The following is a 20544-nucleotide window of genomic DNA, read 5'->3' as shown; positions in this document are numbered from 1 at the left end:
GGGACCGCTGACATGAGCGTTCACGCTGCACCCCGCCGGACGGGATCCATGAAGTTCACCTGCGAGCCCGATTCACGACCGTTGCCGGGATACACGATCCGCCGGGCCATCTGCCGCGGCGGATTCGGCGAGGTCTATTTCGCCGTCACGGACGCGGGCAAAGAGGTGGCGCTCAAGCTGATCTTTGCCGACCAGTCGGAGAAAGAGCTGCGCGGGATTACGCAGTGCCTCAACCTGAAGCATGCGAACCTGGTCAATCTGTTTGACGTGAAAGTTGACGGGGCCGGCCGCTCCTGGGTCGTCATGGAATACGTCAGCGGCAGCAGCCTCGAAGACGTCCTCACCGCCTTTCCACACGGTCTGCCGATCGGAGAAGTCGAATCCTGGCTGGCGGGGATCGTCGCCGGCGTCGGCTTCCTCCACGAACACGGCATCGTCCACCGCGATCTCAAGCCCGCCAATATCTATCGCGAACACGGCGTCGTGAAGGTCGGCGACGTCGGACTCTCACGCCGGCTCGAAGGCCCCCGCGGCGGTCAGTACACGGAGAGCATCGGCACCGTTTACTACATGGCCCCGGAAGTCGCCCACGGCCAGTACGGCACCCAGGTCGATGTCTACAGCCTGGGGATCATCCTCTACGAGATGCTGACCGGGCGCGTGCCGTTCGAGGGTGAAACGACCGGCGAAGTCCTGATGAAGCATCTGTCGGCCGCTCCGGATCTCGAACGCCTGCCGCTGGCGCTGCGGCCGGTCCTGGGACGGGCGCTGCAGAAGGATCCGGCGAAGCGGACGCGAACACCTGCCGTCCTCCTGGACGAACTCAAAGCCGCGCTGCATGGCTCGCATGTGTTGCCGGAAAGCGCGTTTCTGCCGGAAACGCCCCGGCCCCGACCCGAGCGATTCACGCCCCCCCCCGATCCATCGCAGCCAGATGCGGCAACGGCGCGCTTCGCGGCCGAATTTGTTCGCGCAACCGCCAGCGACCACGCCGCCCCTTGGAAATCATGGGCGCCGTGGGTGGCGTTCGCATTCGTCATGGTCACCCTCTGGGCCCCGCACGCCCTGCCAGGATTCTTCAAAGCCGGCCTGACCGTGGGAGCGATCTTGCTGGTGCTGCGACTGACGCGACCGGCATCGGCGATCCCGATCCATCGGCCCGTGTCAAAGTCGACTCCGCCCCCCGTGGCGGCAGCGGCCCGGCGTCGCATTTCCAAAACGGCCCCGGTCCCAATGGCTCCCGGCCAGTCGGCTTATACCTGGCTGATCGCCGCCGTCGGCGGCCTGGCCGTCTGCAGCGCCGCGAACTGGGGCATTCACCTGCTGCATGGCACTCCGCTGACGCCGACGCCCGAAGGGCTCGGCTTGTTCGTCGGCGTGACGATCCTGGGCGCGTGGCTGCTGACGACAACGGCTCAGTTCGCCCGTTCACGGGGCTGGAAGATCGCCGAACGCCGGTGGTTATTCCTGGCGGCCGGCGCCCTGCTGGGCGGAATCGCCTGGCAGCTCGACCAGATGCTGCTGTTTGACTTCACCGACAATCAGGTCAACCGACACGGGATCTCATACATCGGTTCAATTCCACTTCGTCAGATGCTCGGCGGACAGCCGACGGCGGCGTCTTACACGGCCTGTTTCATGCTCCTGGCATGGTGGGGAGGCTGGCTGACGCTGACCGATCCCAGCCGTACCTCCGGCTTCCGCGTCGGGCCGCTGATCTGGACCGGCATTCTGGCATTTGTGATCGGGCAGGTCCTCTCCTTCCCGCCGGAGTTTCTGGCCGCCTGGGGTGTGACGCTGTCGGCGACCGTGCAACTGGCTTCGTTGCAGTTCTGGGGGCCATCGCAGTCCCGGACCACCCAGACGCTGGAGGGATAAATGATCATCGCCGTTTGGGGTCTGCTGTTCCTGGGTCTGCTGCTGGTCGGCCTCCTGCTGGCGGGCGGCCTGATTCTCACCGCTCTCCTGCGGCCATCATCGCACTCCGGCGGCCATAACTTCGGCGGCTGGCGGGCGGGAATGGGGCTCGGCGCAGGCACGGCCGTCGGGTTGGTGCTGCTGTTCTTTCTGCTGTTTGCCGCTCGATGGGAGGGGCTGCCCAGGGCCGAAGTCGCGACGCCCGCAACCGAAGCGCGCAGCCTGCCGCCGATGGCTGTCCCGGCGCCTGAAGCCCCCGTCCTCCCGATCGCCTGGCAGCCGGCGCCGCCGCTGCCGGTGCACATCACCATGCATTCGGGCGTGGCGTTGATGCCCGTCGTCCTGATCGCAGGAATGGGTCTGGTCCTGATCCTCGGGTTCGTTGTTGCCATCGCGGCGCGAACGCGATCCGCCGGTCCGCATCGAAGCCATTGGGGACCATTGCTCGGCGCAGGATTCTTGCTGCTAATCGCCGCCGCGGCCGCGATGTGGTTCGTCGCAATTCCTGTCCGGGTTGCAAACAGTTCGCCCACGGGCGCCCCGACCTGGGCCAGGCTCGTGTTGTTGGCCGGCATCGTGATCGTGCCGCTGGTCGTGGCCGGAGCGGGAGCAATCCTGTTCCGCGCACTTCGCCCCGCGAACAGACGAAACGAGACCGCCAGTTCGTTCGCCCCATCGACGAGCACCGTCTCCGCCTGGCGGCTCGGCCTCAACGGACTGGCGCTGGCCATCGTGCCGGCGGCCGCGGTCTGGGGCGGCAGTCTCGTCGCCCTGCAGGCGACGCCCCACGAAGCCGTCGAAGCCCTTGGGACCACGGTGCTGGGCATTCCCTCCGCCGCCGAGCAGGCGCGGCAGGCGTCCCTGGTCGGCAAAGAACGTCTCCCCACGCCGACCGACGCTCGCTCGGCGACCGCCGACACGCTGCCGGAATGGATTCAGGCTCCCGAGGTTCATTCCGGCTCCCGCCAACGGCGGATCCTCGCCAGCCGGCTCTATACGTCGGTGGCCGAGGCCGAACGGGAACTGCTCGCAGAAACGTCGAATCTCGTCCGCGACGACCTGCGGCAGCACGTGCCGCTGGCGCGTCAGGCGACTTTGACCGACGTCTCCGGCGACACGCTGCGAACGCTGGTGGTCACCAACCAGCACACTCAGACCGAGGAAAAGGACTTCGGGACCTTCGCGGCCCCCATGCAGCGGGTCTGGTGGGAAGTGCAGTTCGACGACCAGACCCGCGACAACTTCCTGCCGTCCGTCCGGCACGAAATCGCCCGCGGCCGTCTGCTTGTCGGCGTCTGGACTCTGGCGCTCGCCACACTGATCGTCGGCTGTTATCTGGCGCTCATCCAGTCGCGACAATTGACTTCTCCGGACCTCCCTGCGAGCCTGATGACCGCCTGAGAAATGCTGTTTGCGCGGTCGAGGTCGCATGGCTCCCGTCGATGACGAAACGCTGCTGCAGGAGGTCCGCGCCCGTCGACCCGACGCCTGGGAACGGCTCATCGCCGCCTACCAGGGCCGCCTGCTCGCCTTCGCCGAGCAGCGACTGGGGGACCGGGCCGCCGCGGAAGACGTCGTCCAGGAGACGTTCCTCGGCTTTCTGCTGGCCTTGCCGAACTACCGAGATGCGACGCCCCTCGAATCGTTTCTGTTCTCGATCGCCGCCCACAAGCTGACCGATCAGCTCCGGCGGCGCGGGCGACGCCCCTGGCTGACGCTGGCCTCCTCCGATTCCAACAGCGGCATCGACCCGGCCGGTCCGCAGCGTCGTGCGTCGAGCCTGGTCCGCAGCGCCGAACGCAAGACCGTCGAGGAACGCGTTCTCGGAGACTGCCTGAAGCAGCTCGTCCAGAGCTGGATCAGTCGGGGAGAGTTCGAACGCCTGATGTGCGCCGAACTCCTGTTCGTCCGCGGCCAGTCCAATCAGGAAGTCGCCCGATCTCTGTCGATCAGCGAACAGGCCGTCGCCAATCACAAGTCGTTCGTCGTCCAGAAACTCAAAGCCGCCGCCACTGCCGCCCGCCTGCGCGACGTCGACTGGCAGCAGCTCAACGCCGAGTAGGGCCCCCCCGCCTGCCAAAAGGTGCCGTCGACAACATCGAGAAACAGGGCATGACAGGGGGCGCAGCCACCGCCTTCTCTGCGAAGCCCGAAGCCCGATACCCGAAGCCCGCCTCAAAACGGCAACGCCTGCCCAACCTTCTCGTCCCGCGCCCGCTGCAGCAGCCGGACCGCCAGCGCCACATCTTCCAGCGCAATCCCGACCGACTTGAACAGCGTGATATCCGGCGGATGCGCCCGCCCGGTCTCGCGACCGGCCAGAACGTCGTGCAGCTCATGCACCCGGCTCCACTCCAGCACCCCCGCCTCCAGCGCCGGCACGAAATCGCCCGCTTCGAGCTGACACGCTTCCACGCTGTCGCAGGCAATATGGTCGGCCCGGCGAATCACCGTCGTATCGATCTCCGCCTTCCCCAGCCAGTTGCTCCCGACGGCGTTGATATGCGTCCCTTCATCGATGGCCCGACCGTCAAACACCGGCGTCTTGCTCGTCGTCGCGCAGACAATAATGTCCTTCTCCGCCGCACATTCTTCGGGGCTGTGAACGGCGACCGTCGGGACGCCGCAGAACTCCGTCATCTCTTCCGCAAAAGCCTTCCGGCGATCGCCGTCGCGGCCATAGACCTCGATCCGCTCGATCCGTCGAACGCAGCACATCGCCTTGAGCTGCGTCTTCGCCTGGAAACCGGTTCCGAAGCACCCGACCACCCGAGCGTCGGGCCGGGCCATACAGCGCGTGGCCACGCCGCTCGCCGCCCCAGTCCGGATCTGCCCGAGCTGATTGGCTTCAAACAGCGCCGCCGGCTCGCCGCTCTCCGCATCATAGAGCATCACGTGAAAGCGGGCGGACGTGCGGGTCGTCGTATAGGCCTTGAAGCCGACGTAACCGAGATACTCGGCCGCGGCGGACATGGAATGCAGCATGGTCCCCGCCGCGGAAACGCGCCGACGCGGCTGATGCGTCGCCCGACCGTCGCCCAGGGCCAGAAACGCCTGGCCGACGCACTCGATCGCCGACTCCATATCGGCCAGCCAGGCGACATCGTCTTCCGTCAGGTAAATTGCAGTCATCGCGATCTCCGGAGGGGATGGCCCCACAGCTTAGCCCGCCAGCCAGCGCGGCGGAAGACCGGCGATCGAGTGAAGCGCGTCGCACGGAACGCCGCAGTGAGCCTCGCCGTGTCGGCTCAGTCTGCACACTGCGGCGAACGACCGTCGGACTGCCAGCGGGCCAGAGCCGTCCGCTGCACAAACGCCGCCGGCCCGGCAAATCGTCCCCGACCGCCCAGCATCCGCTCCAGCCGCAGAAGCTGGTTATATTTCGCCAGCCGCTCGCTGCGGGCCACCGAACCGATCTTGATCTGGCCGGCCCCGGTCGCCGTGGCCAGGTCGGCAATGAACGGGTCTTCCGTCTCGCCGCTCCGGGCGGAAATCACCGGCGTATAACCGTTCTGCCACGCCAGAATCAGCGTGTCAAACGTCTCCGACAGCGTGCCGATCTGGTTCACCTTGATCAGAATGCTGTTGGCGGCGGCACGATCGATCCCTTCCCGCAGCCGCGCGCAGTTGGTCGTAAAGAGGTCGTCCCCAAGGATCTGCACCTGCGAGCCCAGCGCCGCCGTCAGCGCCGACCAGCCGTCCCAGTCGTCTTCGGCCAGGCCGTCTTCAATGCTGAGAATCGGATACTGCCGGACCCAGCTCGCCAGCAGGTCGATCATCGCGTCGGAGCTGCGCGGCGATTGCGGATCGTCCCGCAGATGGTACTTCCCGTCGCGATAGAACTGGGTCGACGCCACATCGAGCCCCAGCATGAAATCCCGCCCCGGTCGGAGCCCGGCGCGCTCGGCCGCCATCGTCACCAGCTCGATCGCTTCTTCGTTGGAGCGGAGCCGGGGACCGTAGCCTCCCTCATCGCCGACCAGCACCCCTTCGTAGTCCCGCGCCTGCAGCAGGCTTCCCAGTTCGAAATAGGTCTCCACAATCTGGTCGAGAGCCTGCGAATAACTCGTCGCCCCCACGGGAATCAGCAGAAAATCCTGCAGATCCAGGTTGCCGCCGGCATGGGCGCCTCCGGAAATCATGTTGACCATCGGCAGCGGCAGCACATCGGGTTCGAACAGACCGCCGGCCGCATGCGGGACCGTCGTCGGAGCCGATTTCAGCCAGAGATCGGCCAGTCGCTGAACCACCGACTGCTTGAGGGCCGCAGCGGCCGCGCGGACCGTCGCCAGCGAAACCGCCAGGATGGCATTCGCTCCCAGTCGGGACTTGTCCGGCGTCCCGTCGAGCTGGCGCAGCCGCCAGTCGAGCCCCTGCTGGTCAAGCGCATCGCCCCCATTGAGAGCCGCATTGATCTCCGTCCGAATCTGCCCCACTGCCGTACGGACGCCAAGTCCGCGCAACCGACGGCCGCCGTCGCGCAGCTCGTGGGCTTCGCTCCGCCCGGTGCTGGCCCCGCTCGGAACGCTGGCCCGTCCTTCGAAATCCCCCTCGCAAACCACGCTGGCTTCAACCGTCGGACGCCCGCGGCTGTCGAGCACTTCGAGAGCATCGATCCGAGTAATCTTCAACATCGTCCGCCGTGATCCATCCTGCGTTCCGTGAACATGCTCGCCGCCTCTTGAGCCGTACGACGGACGTCCTCGTCCGTCGTATTCAGACTCGCCGCAGGCTGCCGAAGATGAGGTCGACGGACGTGGACGTCCGTCGTACAGAAGTTCTTGCCTGACCACTCGACCCTTAATCTCCTCGTCATTCGTGGTCGTTTCTTCTCAGGTTCTGACTCCGCGTCCTCCGTGCCTCCGCGGTGAGTTCTTCTCTACTGATCTTCTGACGACCGGCGGGCTGCCGAGCATCGCCTGTTTCGGATTTCGTGCTTACCCGTCATGCCATCGTCCGCCCGCTCAGCGGGCTGTGATCGTCGTCGTTGCGCGGCCAGGTCAGCGTGAAAGTCGTCCCTTCCTCGAGCCGGCTCTCGACCGTGATCTCACCGCCGTGCTCCCGCAGAATCTTCTGGCTCACCGGCAGCCCCAGTCCCGTCCCCCGAGCCCCCTTCGTCGATTCGAAGATGTTGAAGATCCGCAGCCGCTGTTCCTCGGGAATCCCCGGCCCATTGTCGGTCACCCGCACCCACAGGAAATCCGAGTTCGGGTCATAGCCCGTCGCGATCCGGACCATCGCGTGGTCGGCCCCTTCCGCCGCGTCGATCGCGTTGATCACGATGTTCAGGACCGCCCGGTGGATCCCCTCGGGATCGAACGTGCTGTCGGGGAGGTCGCCCGCGGGCTCCCAGTGAAGTTCCACGTGCGATTCGCCGGCCCGGACCTGCAGCAGCTCGACGATCTCCCGCACCGTATCGTTCAATTGCACCCGCTGGAGCGCCGGCTTCCGGTCCTTGCTGAACGTCAGCATGTCCATCACCAGATGATAGATCTTGTTCTGGTTCTTCTCGACGATCGTCCAGCCCTTGCGGACCAGATCCTCGTTGTGGTCCTTCAATCCCAGATCGATCAGGTAGCTCCCGCCCCGAACCCCCTGCAGGATGTTCTTGATGTGGTGGCTCAGCGTGGCGATCGTCTGCCCCATCGCCGCCAGCCGCTCGGCTTTCACAATCGCGTTCTGGTAGCGGTTGTTCTCCACCGCCAGAGCCGCCTGCCGCCCGATCGCCACCAGCAGCCGGAGCTGATCCTCGCTGAACCGCTCCTGCCGGCCTTCGATCAGCACCCGATCGGCGGGAGTCGTGATATCCACATAAATCACCCCCATCAGTTCCGACCGCCCCTGCAGCGGCACGCACATCGCCTCGCGAATCCCCGACTGCACGATGCTGTTGCCGGCGTCGAACCGCGTATCGTGCTGCGCATCCGTGCTGCGGACGCCCTGCCGGCTCCGCACCACGTAATCGACGATCGTCCGCGAAACCGGCATGCGGGAACCATGCTCCCCCGCCTGCCGATAACTCACCGCCTGCGGGCGGATTTCGCCGTTGAACGCATCCGTCAGCAGCACGCAGCCCCGGTCGGCCCCCACCGCCTCAATCGTCAGGTCCAGCACCCGCTGCAGAAGCTGCTCCAGCGAAACCGACGGCCGGACCGACTCCTCCGCAATCTGATACAGCGCCCGCAGATTGACCACCGACTGCGCCGCCGCCGTCACCGACCCGAAACCGCCCGGCCGGCTGGAGTCGTCCGACACCTTGCTGACGATGTTCGAACGGTCGGCCGGATCGTGCTGATTCAGCAGTTTCACCCGGTCCAGATTCGGCGGCGCCGCCGCGGCCCCTTCCTGGCTGAACAGGAGCACGGTCCGGCCAATCTGAATCTGATCGCCATTGGCCAGCGGTCGCGAGCGAATCGCCGACCCGTTCACAAAACTCCCGTTGGAGCTGTTCCGGTCGGTCAGAACGTACCCGTCGCCGACGCGGTGAATCGAGGCGTGAATCCGGGAGACTTCGGTGTCGAGCACCCGGATTTCGTTCTGCAGCCCCCGCCCCAGCGCGTACGGCCGGTCCCCCAGCTCATAGCGGGCTCCCTGTTCGACGCCTTGAATGACAAGCAGCGTGGCCTTGGGCACAGCAACCCCCGGCGAAAACGCCCGGTCCCCGACGCCGACGAAGCCGCGCAACCCGCGCAGACCGCTCCCGACGCCCCGGCGGGCATCATACCAAGTGCGGGAGAGGGAGGAGAGCGAGTCGCATTTCGCCAATTCCTCAGGCCAACCGGGTCACACAACGCAGGATCCGCTCCGCGGACCGTTTTGGCGGACTTCAGCCCCGGACGGAGCGAAAGAAATGTCGGCGCTGCAATTTGCAGCCAATCAATCCCGTCGCCACTCGCCCCGCTCTGGAAACCCCTCCCAGCGATGGGCGGCATCCGGCTGTGGCCAAGTGCCGGTTTCAATGCAGCCAATGACGTCCGCGGCCTCGGCCGACAGGGGCCACCAGTAGCCGGGGGCCAGCATGTGGTCGGTCGCGGCGATTCCCCGCAGCCGCGGCAGTGCGCAGTGAAAATCTGTATGCACCGTTGGCGGATTCCAGTCCCCGCGCGACGTCAACGCACCAATCACGTACATGCTCCCGAAGCGGACGTCGAGATCCTCCTCGTCCAGACCACGCAGCGCCGCCGCCCGGCACCGCCGATACAGCGTCGTCCGCCTGTCTGCGATGCCCGTCTGGCTCATCAGCCGGTCAGCCGCATTGCCGCGCAGCCAGCCCGGCAAATCCGTCCGTTCGTAAGTCTTCAGCAAAATCTCGGCAATTCGACGATCGTCGCACGCCAGGCAGGCGATGGTGATGGCGTCAAGCCACGTGACATCCGGTGCAGACGCCGCCAGCTCTCGCTGCCCCGCTTCTACCAGCGCTTCGGTGATCGGCCGCGACTCATGGAAATATGACAGAACCTGGGCCACGACCAGTCGGAGTCGAGGCCGGTCCATCAGATCGATCAGCACCGGGATCGCCCGACGAATCTTCAGGAGCCCCACGAATTCAATCGCCGACCTCTGCAGACCACGCGGCAAACGAGGCAACTCCGCAATGAGATCGGCGACCGTGACGACGCCGCATTTCTCCAGCCGGCGAAGCGCCTGTTCCTGCTCTCGCTGGACGGAGGCGTAAGGCTTCCAGTTCCTGGCGGCCTCTTGTTTGAGGGATCGCGCGTAGAGGACGGCGAGCGAGGCGGAGGGGTTCATTCGGTTGCCGTTTTCAGTCATCACACGACAGGTGACATGCTCGCAGTCCCGGGCAAACATGTTTTTGGCCGTTCCCCCTTCGTTCCCCGGCCAACGTTACAGCACATGCCCGGCAGATTCCGAATGAAAATGCCGTGATCGACGGTAGCCAGCCCCCCCCCAATGAAAGCGGGCGACCATGAGGCCGCCCGCTCGCAAAACCAGAAGACTGTCCGAAGGCTTGTCATGCCACCTGCGGCTTCTCAAGGCGACGACGACGCCACGCCCCGACTGCCATACCGATTCCGGCAAAGCCGGCCAAAGCCAGTGACGTCGGTTCCGGAACGACTGGAGATGCAGTTCGCAATTCGGCATTGTCAAAGGCGAGTGCGGTGAACTCGTTGTAGTCGAACCACCCGTAGCGGTTACCGCCGACGTCCCCGATCGAATCAGCGGTATTCAACGTCCACGTTTTCACCAGCGCATGTGAAGAGTCGTAGATGCTCATATCGACAGATAGGACGCCGCCGTTATCGTAGAAATGTTCTTCGAACGTGTACCAGCCCGTCGTGGTGATGGCAATCGGGTCTCTGGCGGGGTTCTTCGCGTACGCGCTACCCGGCTGGCTGTTGGTACTGGCGCTGATGACAAACCGATTTGTGCCGGCCCCGGGCCCGGTCGCGTCGTTATAGAATCCCGCATTGAAAATGAAGTCGCGAAGGAATGTTCCCATGCTGTTGTTGATGGCAGAATCAAAGTCGAACCGTGTGTCATTGACCCACCCGCCGCCGACATCCAGGTAAATGTCGATTGCAGTCAAATACTCCTGAAATGCAGTCGGGACTGCGTCTCCGGCACCGAAATTGTAACCACCCCACCTGGTAAACGTATCACTCGTCGTCCCCGTCGTCGCATGAAAGCCCCCCGACGCCGACGTCACGCCGCCCGTTCCACTCGCGACTCGCGTCGCACTTGCCCACCCCGTAGTGTCCACCTCAAACCCATTCGAATACAGGAACGCAGCCTGTCCTGACGACACAGCAGACATCACTGTGAACAATGCCACACACATTCTTAGAATTCGCACTGTCGCTTCCCTCTCAATAAACCTCAAGCCAATTCTCGGCAAACCGGCTTTCTGGTCGCACGATGCCGCAAACAGCCGACATCCCCAGATTGAGCAGCATTGCGTTCAGGCCAGACCGACGACAAGTTTCAGGCAAGAGATTCTGTTGAAAATGTAAGCAACTCTCATTACAAAGGCGCCGAGCGCTTCCAAATGGAAACGCCCGGCGGTTTAGTGTCGTCTTTTACAGAGACGCCGAGAACTCAAAACGCAGTCCGGCCAGACAACCATCCCCTCACTCCCCGATCACCTTCACCAGCACCCGCTTCGACCGCCGACCGTCGAACTCCCCGTAGAAAATCTGCTCCCACGGCCCGAAATCGAGCTTCCCCTCCGTGATCGCCACGACCACTTCCCGCCCCATGATCTGCCGCTTCATGTGAGCGTCGGCATTGTCCTCCCCCGTCCGGTTGTGCTGATACCGGGCCGGCGAAGCATCGAACGGGGCCAGTTCCTCCAGCCAGCGTTTGTAATCCGCATGCAGCCCCGGCTCGTCGTCGTTGATAAACACCGACGCCGTAATGTGCATCGCATTCACCAGCACTAGCCCCTCCTGCACCCCGCTCTCCTGCACAAGCCGGCGGACTTCCTCCGTAATGTTGAGGAAGCCCATCCGCTCGGGAAGCTGGAACGTCAGGTGGCGGGTCAGGCTTTTCATGAGGGCGGCCGTCGAGGGTTGAGCGTCGATACGACGCCAACAGCCTGACACGGGTCGGCCTCAAACTCAACGCCCGGACTTCTCGGCCGCTGCGCACGGGCCGCGTTCCGCGGTTCGTGCCGGACGTCGACCGGGACCCGGTCGACTCGCAGGCAATGGGAACAAGCGAGCCCGCCCCGCAACCGCTCTGGAAGCCGCTGCGGGATCTCCCGTTGAGAGACGCCGGGCCGATGCAACTCCCATCGTTGCGGCCGGCCCGCAGTTCGTCGAACTACTTGCTGGAATGCAGATCGAACGACAGCGAGTTCTCGCCCGCCTTGATCGTCTCTTTCAGCTCCGAATTCACGTTGTACTGCGGCGGGATATACATCACCACCTTGGCCTCGCTGCTCGCGGCCGATGGGCCTTCGCTCACGCCGGCGATGCCGTTCGCCACCGGCTTGCCGTTCTGGCGCGTGGCCCGGATCTCGACCCGGTTCTGACCGACCACCGCCCCGCTCTCTTTCGGCAGCAGAAACTCGCCATCGCGGATCTCGCCGCCGCTCGACGGGCCTTCCGTCCCATCCACCGGCAGAAACGCAATCGTTCCCGACTCCACCGGAGCCCCGTCAAACGCGACGGTCCCTTTCACAATCGCTCGCTCGGGTCCCGACGGTCCGCCGCAACCTGCGGCCAGCAGGATCACCAGTGAAGAAGCCAACCAGGCCGACGGGCAGCGAACCATGACGGAAAATCCTTGCGACACGAAAGTAAAAAGGGAAACGCAGTGACGACGTAGTTCGCCGTCACCCCGGAACGATCGCGGAAAGACCGCATCGCGAAAGCAAACGCAGCTCACGGTCACCGGAGCGCTGCGCGGAAGTCCCGCAGCGCCCCGCACAAAACTCGGACGGCGCGATAATCGTTTTAGAACTCGCCGAGCGTCAGGCCGTCGTCCGGAATCGCCAGATTCTGCCAGGTCGTCAGGTTCAGATTCTCGCTGATGAAACGGACCGAACCGTCCGCCAGCAGCGAATGCACGCCGCCCGTGTGCAGGCTGCGCGCCGTATACAACATCTGCTTGTCGTTGAACGCGGAATACGTGCCGACGCAGGGCGGATCCGAGTTCGCGGCGCAGAACGCCGTCCGCAACTGGTCCGCAATCTTCGCGTTGGGCGAATAATTGTGGTGCGTGAACGGCCCCTCCGGATAAAACATCACGCCACGAAAATCGTTCGCCCCCTTCGCATACGTCCGCAATTCCGTAATCGCCACCGTGTTGCTCGTTCCATCGCGGATATCGGCGAAGCGAACTTTCGAATTGCCGTTGAACAGCCCCAGCGCCCCGCGCGGCGTCTGCGGATAGCCGGCCGGCGGAATCAGCGGGCCGATGCCGTTGTTGGCGCCATAGTTTCCCCGACCATAAACGCTGAGCGCCGGATCAGCCTCGGAATCGCTCGGACAGCGCATCGCGGGTATCGGATCGGAATACGCCCTGGCATTCGGCGAAGCAGGACTGATGCATCCGCCGCAGGCGTTGAAGTCGAACAGATTGTAACGGGGACCCTGATCGATTCCCGGCAGCAGAAACGCGATCCAGGTCGCTTCGTTCCGATGCAGCGCAGGCGTCTGCACGAAGCCCGGCGGCAGGACGCTGTGCGTGTCGTGATAATTGTGCAGCGCCAGCCCCAGTTGCTTGAGATTGTTCCGGCATTGCGTCCGCCGGGCCGCTTCACGCGCCTGCTGCACCGCAGGCAGCAGCAGCGCAATCAGAATGGCGATGATCGCAATCACCACCAGCAGCTCAATGAGCGTAAATCCATGCCTTCGAGGACGGAAAGAAATCATCTCTACCTCACTGTATCGAGAGCGCATAAGAACACGAACTCGCAAAATCGCGCCTCCGAGCCCCCGGAATGGCGGACCCGAACCGCGAAATCGCACACAATCCGCAAAAGAACTCACGAGAACCCGACGGCGCCGGGAGGCGCCGCGACAAAGGCTATTCGATCTTGGCTTTCAGCAGCCGCAGCGACTCGGCCAGCTTCCCGCTGCGGAAGCTGTCGAGTAAGGCTTTGTGTTCTTCATAGATGGACAGCAGATCGTCAGTCCGCCGCTGCATTCGTCGAAAGTGCGTCCGAATCTGCCCGACGATCGTGTCCCAGATCACCAGCAGCTCGGGCTGAGCCGCCCGCTCCAGCAGCGCCCGGTGAAAGGCCAGATCCAGTTCCGCCAGCGTGTGCAGATCGGCGGCCTCGCACGCACGTCGCATCTGCTCGACGATCGACTCCCACCGGCCGAAATCGCTCTCGGTCAGTTCGTCGAACACCTGCCGCAACGCATACGCTTCAATCGTCCGGCGGATCGGAATGATCAATTGCCGAATCTGACGGGGCGCCTCCGGAGCCACCGCCGCCCCCCGATTGGGACGCAGAACCAGCAGCCCCTGTACAGAAAGCTGCTTCACAGCTTCGCGCACCGGCCCGCGACCGACGCCGAATCGCGCCGCCAGCCCGGCCTCGGTTAACCGCAGCCCGGCGGCCATCCGCCCCGACAAAATATCATCGCGCAGCCGCAACGTGATCTGTCGCGAATGCCGGCCCGCCGGATTGGATTCGCTCCCAGGCACGCCTCAGGCCCCCTGTTGTCGCTGACAAGTACGATTCGCGGTTCGGAGTGGAACGGCGTTTTTGATGCGACCGCATCTCGGAAGTTGTACAAATGAGAGTGCGAGTCTAAGCCGCTGCCGACAGAGTGTCAACAAGTTATCGCATTCGGATGCATTGATTTGTCAACAACGCCGCCGGAGTTGTTGACATCCGCCCCAGCGGCCGGACCTCGTCAGAAATCAGAACTCTTCGGGAAGCTCATCCGCGCGCGGAGCCAAAACGTCCGGCGACGGACCAGGCGCTTCATGGAGCGGAGCCGTTGACGGTCGAGCCATGAGCGTCAAAAGTGACGCTCGAAGCCTGTCGCGAAACCGCCTCGAACCCAACCTTTCAGAGTCGGCTTCAGAAACGCAGTCCAGGCGGACCAAGCTACTCTGCAGCAGTCTCCCGGCCTCGCCTCACTTCGGCGTCGCGGAGCAACCTCCATTGCGAAGCCCGTCGCCTGGCGATTCGATGGCGGAAATCACCCACTCAACGCAGCCAGTTCTTCTCTGGTGACCCGCTATTCCCTGCCCGCTGCTCGCTATCCCGCCTCAGAACACGCTGTCACTGCTCAGTGGCACGATGTCGCTCGAATCGAGCTCCACATACGGCACGATCGGACCCGAATCCGCAATCGGCACGGCGTCGTCCGACTCGGGAATCGCCACCGGAATTTCCAGGCTGGGAGGGGCGGCGGGCTTCGGTCTGGGTCGCTTGTTCCCCGTCGGTCCCTTGACCGCTCCGCCCGCGGGCGATTTGCCCCCGCTCGGGACCGGCTGAGACTCGATCCGGAACCGGACGTCGCCAATGGTGACTTCGTCCCCCAGCCGCAGCCGCGTCTCGGCGGCGATCCGGCTGCCGTTCACGAACACGCCGTTCGTACTCCCCAGGTCGCGAATCAAAAACTGGGAATTCACCTGGGCGATGCAGCAATGGCGGCGCGAGACCTTCTTACTGCGCGTCAGCGTGACGTCGCAGTCCGACTGTCGTCCGATCAGGAGAATGGTCTTTTCCAGCGGAACCGCGGAGTGACCCGGGTCGAGTGGAACCAGAAACGCGGCCATCGGGAGTTTCCCTCAGCAGATCGCTGCCCGCATACTGTAAGTCACCGAAGCGTTTCAGCCAATGACCCTTTTCAGACTCCCCCCATCTTCCACAGAATCGAGGGCGAGCGTAAGTCGATTACGCCGACGAATCCACGAGAATCACCTCCCCGCAGCAATCCGCAGACCGCTCCCCGAGGTGCTTCCGCCACCGTCTTCATCGACGAAACCCCTGACCCGCCTTGATGTTTCGCAGAATCCACGACCCGCAGGACGAAAAATGCCCGATCAACCCCCGGAAATCCCCTTCCCCGACGCCGGAGTCGACTGGCAGGCGATCTGCGACACCCCCGTCATCGATTCTACGGCCTGGATCGCCCCCGGGGCAGTCCTGTACGGCCGGGTCCGCGTCGGTTCCCGCAGCTCCATCTGGTTCGGGTGCATCGTTCGCGGCGATCACGAGCGGATCGAAATCGGCGCCGACACCAATCTCCAGGACGGAGCCATCCTGCACGTCGATCCCGGCTATCCCTGCATCCTGGGAGACCGGGTCACGGTCGGGCACCGGGCCATTGTGCATGGCTCCGTCGTGGAAGACGGCGCCCTGATCGGCATCGCGGCGACGGTCCTCAGCCGCTGCGTCGTCGGTGCGGGGGCTCTAGTCGCGGCCGGAGCGGTGGTCCTCGAAGGCACGGTCATTCCCCCCGGCACGCTCTGGGCCGGCTGCCCCGCCCGGCAGATGCGGGAGCTGTCCCCCGACCAGCAGCTCCGGCTCGAGCGAAACTGGCAGCACTACGTCAACAACGCCATCGCCCACCGCGCCGCCCAAATCCACCAACCACCAACCACCAACCACCAACCACCAACCACCAACCACCAACCACCAACCACCAACCACCAACCACCAACCACCAACTGACAACTGACAACTGACAACTGACAACCCAACAAAACCCCCGCCGTCCGGAACTGTTCCGGACGGCGGGGCAGGAATTCGATCAGGCATTCAGACCGGCCGGTTTACGGCAGGAACGGGTTACCCGGGCTGGTGTTGAAGTTCCGTGGGAAGTTGTTGTTCGGGAAGGTGAGCGACGTCCCCGTCCGGATGTGGAAGTCGCCGTTGGCGAATTCGGTCGTCACAGAAGGCGTATTCGTGAAGGAGTTGCTCGCGTTGACGCTCGGCCCGCCGTCGAGTTGGAACAGTTGCACCGGCCTCAGGAAGTTTCCGCCCATCAGGAATTCGTTCGGATAGATGGCGCCGCGGGGGAAGACGTTCGGCACGGCGTTGATGTTGTCGCCCGTGTTATTAAAGAACCGCAAGTCCATCTGGGCCGTGTCATCCAGGTAAATGTCGTCCGGCGTCGGACTGCCGTTCGCCACCGACGGCGTCTTCGGGACGACGTTGCCAGTGGCCGCGTCGATCGCCAGGAACGATTCCGTCCGGAAATCCGATAGCAGGTTGCCGGTAAAGGTGTTGCCGTTGCCGGAACCGTTCGCCCCGCCGACGTCGACACCGAGGTAACTGTCGGTGCTGACCCGCAGGCGGACGCCGTCGCCGGTCGCATTGCTCTGGCCGTTAAACTGAATGGTGTTGTTGGTAATCGTCATCTGCGTATTCTGGTCGGTCGTCAGATTCATGAAGTCGCTGGTGAAAACGTCGGGAATCGCAGTCCCCGTGTTGCCGATCGATGCGGCGAAAGCGGACTGCAGGAACATCTGAGTTCCGTCGAACGGCGTCGCCACGGGCGAGGTCGGCTGCGGCAACAGGACCCGGACTTTGATGAAGTCGTTCAGCGTTCCGTCGCTGCCGAACCGCCGCTGCAGGCCGGCGTTGCCGTTGTAGAAGATTCCGTCCAGGCCGTTCTGAGCGATCAGGTTGCCGTCGAACACGAACACGTTCGGATCGAAGGCGTTCGCAAGACCAGCGGCGCCGGCCCGTCCCTCCAGATCGATGCTTACGCCGTTGAGCGTGTTGCGGACAATCGACGAGTTGACGATGTTCGCGTTGATCGTCAACCAGCCGCCGCCGTCGTAATTGTTGCCGTCGGCGCCAAAGTTCAGCCCGTTTCCGCCGTTGTCGGCGATCAGCGTGCCGGCGGACGAATTGATGTGCCCCTCGGCGTTGTCCCGCACGAACAGCTCCACGCCGTCGCCGACGTTGTGCTGAATCGTCGCCCCGATCAGGTTGACCGTACCGATGCCCGAATCGATGGCGCTGGTCCGAGTCGAGACCTCCATATGGATACCGTCGCCGCCGTTGCCATCGGCCGCCGTCGGACCGCCGATCGTGGCGTTCTGCACGGTGATCGTCCCCTGATCGGTGCCGAAGTCGAACTGATTATCGTCCTGAACGATCGAGTTGATGCCGTTGCCGGCGTTGGCGGTGATCGTCGTATTGACGCCGAGGACGTTGAGAACGCCGTTGGCTGCACCACTCTGGAATCCGCCGCCCACGATGGTGCCGACGTCGAACTGAATGCCGTCACCGCCGTTGTCGGCGATCAGCGTCTCGCCCAGGGTGCTCTGGATCGTCACGCGTTGTGTCGATCCGACGCCGACGTTATCAAACACATTGAAGTGCATGCCGTCCTGGCCGTTATCTGTCGCGAGTATGCCGTCGAAGACCGAGAATTCCGGAATCAGCGAGCTGCCAAAACTGGACCCGGCGAACGTCGTCGCGAGGACGCCGTTCTGCGTGTTGTTGGTGAATTCCGACAGGCTGACATTGGCAACCAGGGTGGCGTCGCCGGTTCCCTGGAAGTTCATGCCGTTCTGGCCGTTGGAGTCGAAGATCGACCGGGCGACAGTCAGCCGATTGGGAGAATTCAGCGGCAGCGGCTGGCTCGGATCGTTGATATTGCTGCCCGAGAAGCTGAACTCCAGACCGTCGCTGGTGTTCCCGGTGAATTCCGAATCCGCCACGACCGCGATCAGATTCGAAGCATCGATCCGATTGAAGTTCAGGCCGTCTCCCGCGTTGTTCCGGAATACGGTGTCTGAGACATCGAAGTTCAGCAGCGACCGCAGCCTGCTGGTCACCTGCACGCCGTTCTGGGCGTTCGATTCGAACACCGATGTACCGACGAAATTCGGATCCAGCGGGTCGGTCGCAATCGTGACGTTGAGTGTCGAATCGCCATCCGACAGGAAAGCAGCTCCGTTTGTATTCTGCTGACCAGTCGCGTTGGTGAACGAGACATTCACAACGGAGTCGTCGTCCGAAGTGACGGACAGGCCGTTCCCGCCATTGCCGCGGAAGATGTCCCGCGTGCTGGTGAAGTCGACCACGGCGTCATCAAACCCGTTGATCTGCAATCCGTCGCCGACATTGTTCTCGTACAGCGTGTCCTGAGTGCTGATCGTGACGGTTGGCGCCGCGGCGCCGCCGATGTCGACGGCGACACCAGCCGCAGTGTTGCTGCCGGTTGTATTGCCACGCAGATCCACATTCAGGGCCGCAGAATCGGTCCGGGTGATGTGGATTCCATTCTGGTTTCCGGTTGCCGTATTATCGGTGATCAAAAGATCAGAACTTGCAGTGCCGGAGACGTCGACTCTCAGTCCGTCGCCAGTGTTGTTCTGCAGCGTGTTGTTGCTGATCTGCCGGGGGCTGTCAGGATCGAGCGGGTCATTGAAGTTCAACGTGCCGCTGTCGGAAATCAGGTGAATGCCGGCTACGGTGTTGCCGCTGGCAGTGTTGCCGTCAATTAGCCCCGACAGGACAGATCCGTTGTCCGCGACCAGCCGGATTCCGTCCCGTCCGTTGTTGGAAGCGACGTTGTCGACGACGACGACATCCAGGTCCGCCGCGCCGTCGTTGATCACGGCGAGGCCGTCGACGTCGTTGCCGCTGAAGATGTTGTCGTTGAATGTGCTTTCCATCCCGGCGGCAAACGTGCCGGACAGGTTGGTCAGCAGGACGCCGTTGTCGCCTCCCTGAATCGTATTGCGATTGATCATCACGAAGCTGTTGTTCGTGCCGGAAATCCCGTTGAAGCCGGTGCTTCCGGTGATCGTGAACCCGGACACTTCGAGGCAGTTCGCTCCGTCGGCGAACACGACGACGTCGCCGGTGGGATTGGTCAGCACCGGGAGGTCGCCTGGAACATACCCGGCGAGCTGCATCGTTCCTTCGGGCGTCATGAAGGTGTGCTGCACGCTGGTGCTGAGCAGTCGCTGCCCCGTCAGCAGCGTGATGCCGGTATCGAGATTGGCCGAACTGCCGTCGAGCCTCGGATGGACGTAGATGATGTCAACGCTGGGTTTGTCGGCTTCGTTGGCGGTGTAACTCGCGATCGAGCTGTACGGGTTATCGACGGTGCCGTTTCCGTCGACGAGTTTGTTCGGATCGATGTGATCGACGAAGTACGGCAGCCCGTCCTTCGGATTGATCGCAATGATCTGATCGGTGTCGTAGATCGTATTGACAATTGCGCGGTAGTTTCTCTGCACGGGCTGGAACAGCCGGTCGTAGACTCGCAGCGGCCGGAGCCAGCGATTGGGAGTGCCATCCGGCAGCGTTGCCACGACCTGAATCTGGGTGTTGGTGCCGAAGGTGTGGTCGTCCGTAACCGTTACGCCAAGCGACAGATCCTCGTTCAACTGGGCCTGAATACGGCCGCTGACGCCGGTGAAGTCGGAGCTGTTGGCTCCCGTGAAGTAGTAGAAGCCGACGTAGCCGTTGAGGCCGTATCGCCCCAGCACCGGGAATGGGCCGCCGACTTCGGTATCGAAGCCGTGATAGGACTGTTCCCAGGTGGTGATCTGATTCAGCCAGATATTGTGTTCGATGAAGAAGCTGCTCGGGTAGGCGACGCCAAGGCTGTGCTTGTCCTGGCCGACCGGGATGTAGCCGTTGACGCGCCAGTCCCAGAAGCGTCCGAGCGATTCGAGGCTGATCCCGATCTGGTTGTACGACTCCACGTGACCGTTGTCGTAGTCGTACCAGACGGACGCACCGAAGACGCGGTCCAGGCCTTCTTCGTAGTGACGGAGGCCCACGCCGACATTGGCGCCCCCCTTCCCCTGATTCGTCACCAGAGCCCGGACGTCGGCGAAAATGAGGGAGTTCTCATCCGCGAGCGCCAGGGGAGCGAAGATACCCGCGTTGGTATATCCCTCGTTGTAGCCGTAGAGGTGTCCGCCGCGGACGTCGACCCGCCCGCGCATCCGGAAGACCCGGTCAACCTCGGTCATCCCGAAGTTCGGCGGCGGTCCGTACTGGGACGATGCGGCCCCGTAGGGAGACGCGTAGGGCGTCGCGTAGCCTTCCATGGCCGGATCGGCCTGTGGGGCTGAAGCCGCTGCCGAGGACGCATCGCTGCCGAGTCGGACTACCCCTTCCGCCGACTCGCTTTGCGCCCTGACTGTGCCTGCCAGCGCCGTGCTCATGACGAAGCTGAACAGACACCGCTTGATCGAGAGTTTCATCGGATGCTCCAG

The 20544-nt window shown here is 63.6% G+C and carries 15 protein-coding genes; 4 read left to right on the top strand and 11 right to left on the bottom strand.

From position 1 onward, the window contains the following. The first annotated feature begins 48 nt into the window (after nucleotides 1–48). From SH412_RS04285 to SH412_RS04275, 3 genes are read left to right on the top strand one after another with little or no spacing between them, the layout of a single operon-like run. Nucleotides 49–1878, top strand: coding sequence for a serine/threonine protein kinase (locus SH412_RS04285; protein WP_336522279.1), 1830 nt, complete (start codon nucleotides 49–51; stop codon nucleotides 1876–1878). Next, nucleotides 1879–3318 (top strand): hypothetical protein, encoded by a 1440-nt coding sequence (locus tag SH412_RS04280; protein ID WP_336522278.1) that lies wholly within the window; start codon nucleotides 1879–1881, stop codon nucleotides 3316–3318. A gap of 28 nt (nucleotides 3319–3346) precedes the next feature. Then, nucleotides 3347–3979, top strand: a complete 633-nt coding sequence (locus tag SH412_RS04275) for an RNA polymerase sigma factor (protein WP_336522277.1) — start codon at nucleotides 3347–3349, stop codon at nucleotides 3977–3979. Between the two features lie 113 nt (nucleotides 3980–4092). Here SH412_RS04275 and SH412_RS04270 read toward each other — a convergent pair whose 3' ends face one another. The 10 genes from SH412_RS04270 to SH412_RS04225 form a co-directional block, all read right to left on the bottom strand. Next, entirely contained in the window at nucleotides 4093–5049 is a 957-nt protein-coding gene (locus SH412_RS04270; protein ID WP_336522276.1) for an ornithine cyclodeaminase family protein, read from the bottom strand. 116 nt (nucleotides 5050–5165) lie between these two features. Further along, a complete protein-coding gene (gene eno / locus SH412_RS04265) occupies nucleotides 5166–6551 on the bottom strand; it encodes a phosphopyruvate hydratase (RefSeq protein WP_336522275.1) in 1386 nt (461 codons plus the stop codon). 310 nt (nucleotides 6552–6861) lie between these two features. Beyond that, nucleotides 6862–8601, bottom strand: a complete 1740-nt coding sequence (locus SH412_RS04260) for an ATP-binding protein (protein ID WP_336522274.1) — start codon at nucleotides 8599–8601, stop codon at nucleotides 6862–6864. Between the two features lie 192 nt (nucleotides 8602–8793). Beyond that, entirely contained in the window at nucleotides 8794–9666 is an 873-nt protein-coding gene (locus SH412_RS04255; RefSeq protein ID WP_336522273.1) for a hypothetical protein, read from the bottom strand. Between the two features lie 223 nt (nucleotides 9667–9889). Then, the gene (locus SH412_RS04250; RefSeq protein WP_336522272.1) at nucleotides 9890–10465 is read right to left on the bottom strand and encodes a PEP-CTERM sorting domain-containing protein; all 576 of its coding nucleotides are present in this window, start codon (nucleotides 10463–10465) and stop codon (nucleotides 9890–9892) included. Between the two features lie 541 nt (nucleotides 10466–11006). Then, nucleotides 11007–11429 (bottom strand): secondary thiamine-phosphate synthase enzyme YjbQ, encoded by a 423-nt coding sequence (locus SH412_RS04245; RefSeq protein ID WP_336522271.1) that lies wholly within the window; start codon nucleotides 11427–11429, stop codon nucleotides 11007–11009. Nucleotides 11430–11700: 271 nt separating this feature from the next. After that, the gene (locus tag SH412_RS04240) at nucleotides 11701–12153 is read right to left on the bottom strand and encodes a hypothetical protein (RefSeq protein ID WP_336522270.1); all 453 of its coding nucleotides are present in this window, start codon (nucleotides 12151–12153) and stop codon (nucleotides 11701–11703) included. 182 nt (nucleotides 12154–12335) lie between these two features. Continuing rightward, nucleotides 12336–13256, bottom strand: a complete 921-nt coding sequence (locus tag SH412_RS04235) for a DUF1559 domain-containing protein (RefSeq protein WP_336522269.1) — start codon at nucleotides 13254–13256, stop codon at nucleotides 12336–12338. Nucleotides 13257–13410: 154 nt separating this feature from the next. Further along, a complete protein-coding gene (locus tag SH412_RS04230) occupies nucleotides 13411–14037 on the bottom strand; it encodes a GntR family transcriptional regulator (protein ID WP_336522268.1) in 627 nt (208 codons plus the stop codon). Between the two features lie 573 nt (nucleotides 14038–14610). Next, the gene (locus SH412_RS04225) at nucleotides 14611–15123 is read right to left on the bottom strand and encodes an FHA domain-containing protein (RefSeq protein WP_336522267.1); all 513 of its coding nucleotides are present in this window, start codon (nucleotides 15121–15123) and stop codon (nucleotides 14611–14613) included. Nucleotides 15124–15382: 259 nt separating this feature from the next. Here SH412_RS04225 and SH412_RS04220 point away from each other — a divergent pair, with 259 nt between their 5' ends. Next, nucleotides 15383–16021, top strand: coding sequence for a gamma carbonic anhydrase family protein (locus tag SH412_RS04220; RefSeq protein WP_336522266.1), 639 nt, complete (start codon nucleotides 15383–15385; stop codon nucleotides 16019–16021). A gap of 101 nt (nucleotides 16022–16122) precedes the next feature. Here the strand turns inward: SH412_RS04220 and SH412_RS04215 are convergent, their stop codons facing one another. Beyond that, a complete protein-coding gene (locus tag SH412_RS04215) occupies nucleotides 16123–20532 on the bottom strand; it encodes an inverse autotransporter beta domain-containing protein (protein ID WP_336522265.1) in 4410 nt (1469 codons plus the stop codon). Nucleotides 20533–20544: the final 12 nt, after the last annotated feature.

The sequence above is a fragment of the Planctellipticum variicoloris genome (genome assembly GCF_030622045.1).
Classification (GTDB): Bacteria; Planctomycetota; Planctomycetia; order Planctomycetales; family Planctomycetaceae; genus Planctellipticum; species Planctellipticum variicoloris.
The sequence above is the reverse complement of the archived record's forward strand: the minus strand, read 5'-3'. Positions and strand labels throughout refer to the sequence as shown.

Coding starts and splice junctions, on each gene's coding strand:
- SH412_RS04215 (WP_336522265.1), bottom strand. CDS start 20,532: ATGAAACTCTCGATCAAGCGGTGTCTGTTCAGCTTCGTCATGAGCACG.
- SH412_RS04285 (WP_336522279.1), top strand. CDS start 49: ATGAAGTTCACCTGCGAGCCCGATTCACGACCGTTGCCGGGATACACG.
- SH412_RS04220 (WP_336522266.1), top strand. CDS start 15,383: ATGCCCGATCAACCCCCGGAAATCCCCTTCCCCGACGCCGGAGTCGAC.
- SH412_RS04255 (WP_336522273.1), bottom strand. CDS start 9,666: ATGAACCCCTCCGCCTCGCTCGCCGTCCTCTACGCGCGATCCCTCAAA.
- SH412_RS04275 (WP_336522277.1), top strand. CDS start 3,347: ATGGCTCCCGTCGATGACGAAACGCTGCTGCAGGAGGTCCGCGCCCGT.
- SH412_RS04245 (WP_336522271.1), bottom strand. CDS start 11,429: ATGAAAAGCCTGACCCGCCACCTGACGTTCCAGCTTCCCGAGCGGATG.
- SH412_RS04270 (WP_336522276.1), bottom strand. CDS start 5,049: ATGACTGCAATTTACCTGACGGAAGACGATGTCGCCTGGCTGGCCGAT.
- SH412_RS04240 (WP_336522270.1), bottom strand. CDS start 12,153: ATGGTTCGCTGCCCGTCGGCCTGGTTGGCTTCTTCACTGGTGATCCTG.
- SH412_RS04235 (WP_336522269.1), bottom strand. CDS start 13,256: ATGATTTCTTTCCGTCCTCGAAGGCATGGATTTACGCTCATTGAGCTG.
- SH412_RS04280 (WP_336522278.1), top strand. CDS start 1,879: ATGATCATCGCCGTTTGGGGTCTGCTGTTCCTGGGTCTGCTGCTGGTC.
- eno (WP_336522275.1), bottom strand. CDS start 6,551: ATGTTGAAGATTACTCGGATCGATGCTCTCGAAGTGCTCGACAGCCGC.
- SH412_RS04225 (WP_336522267.1), bottom strand. CDS start 15,123: ATGGCCGCGTTTCTGGTTCCACTCGACCCGGGTCACTCCGCGGTTCCG.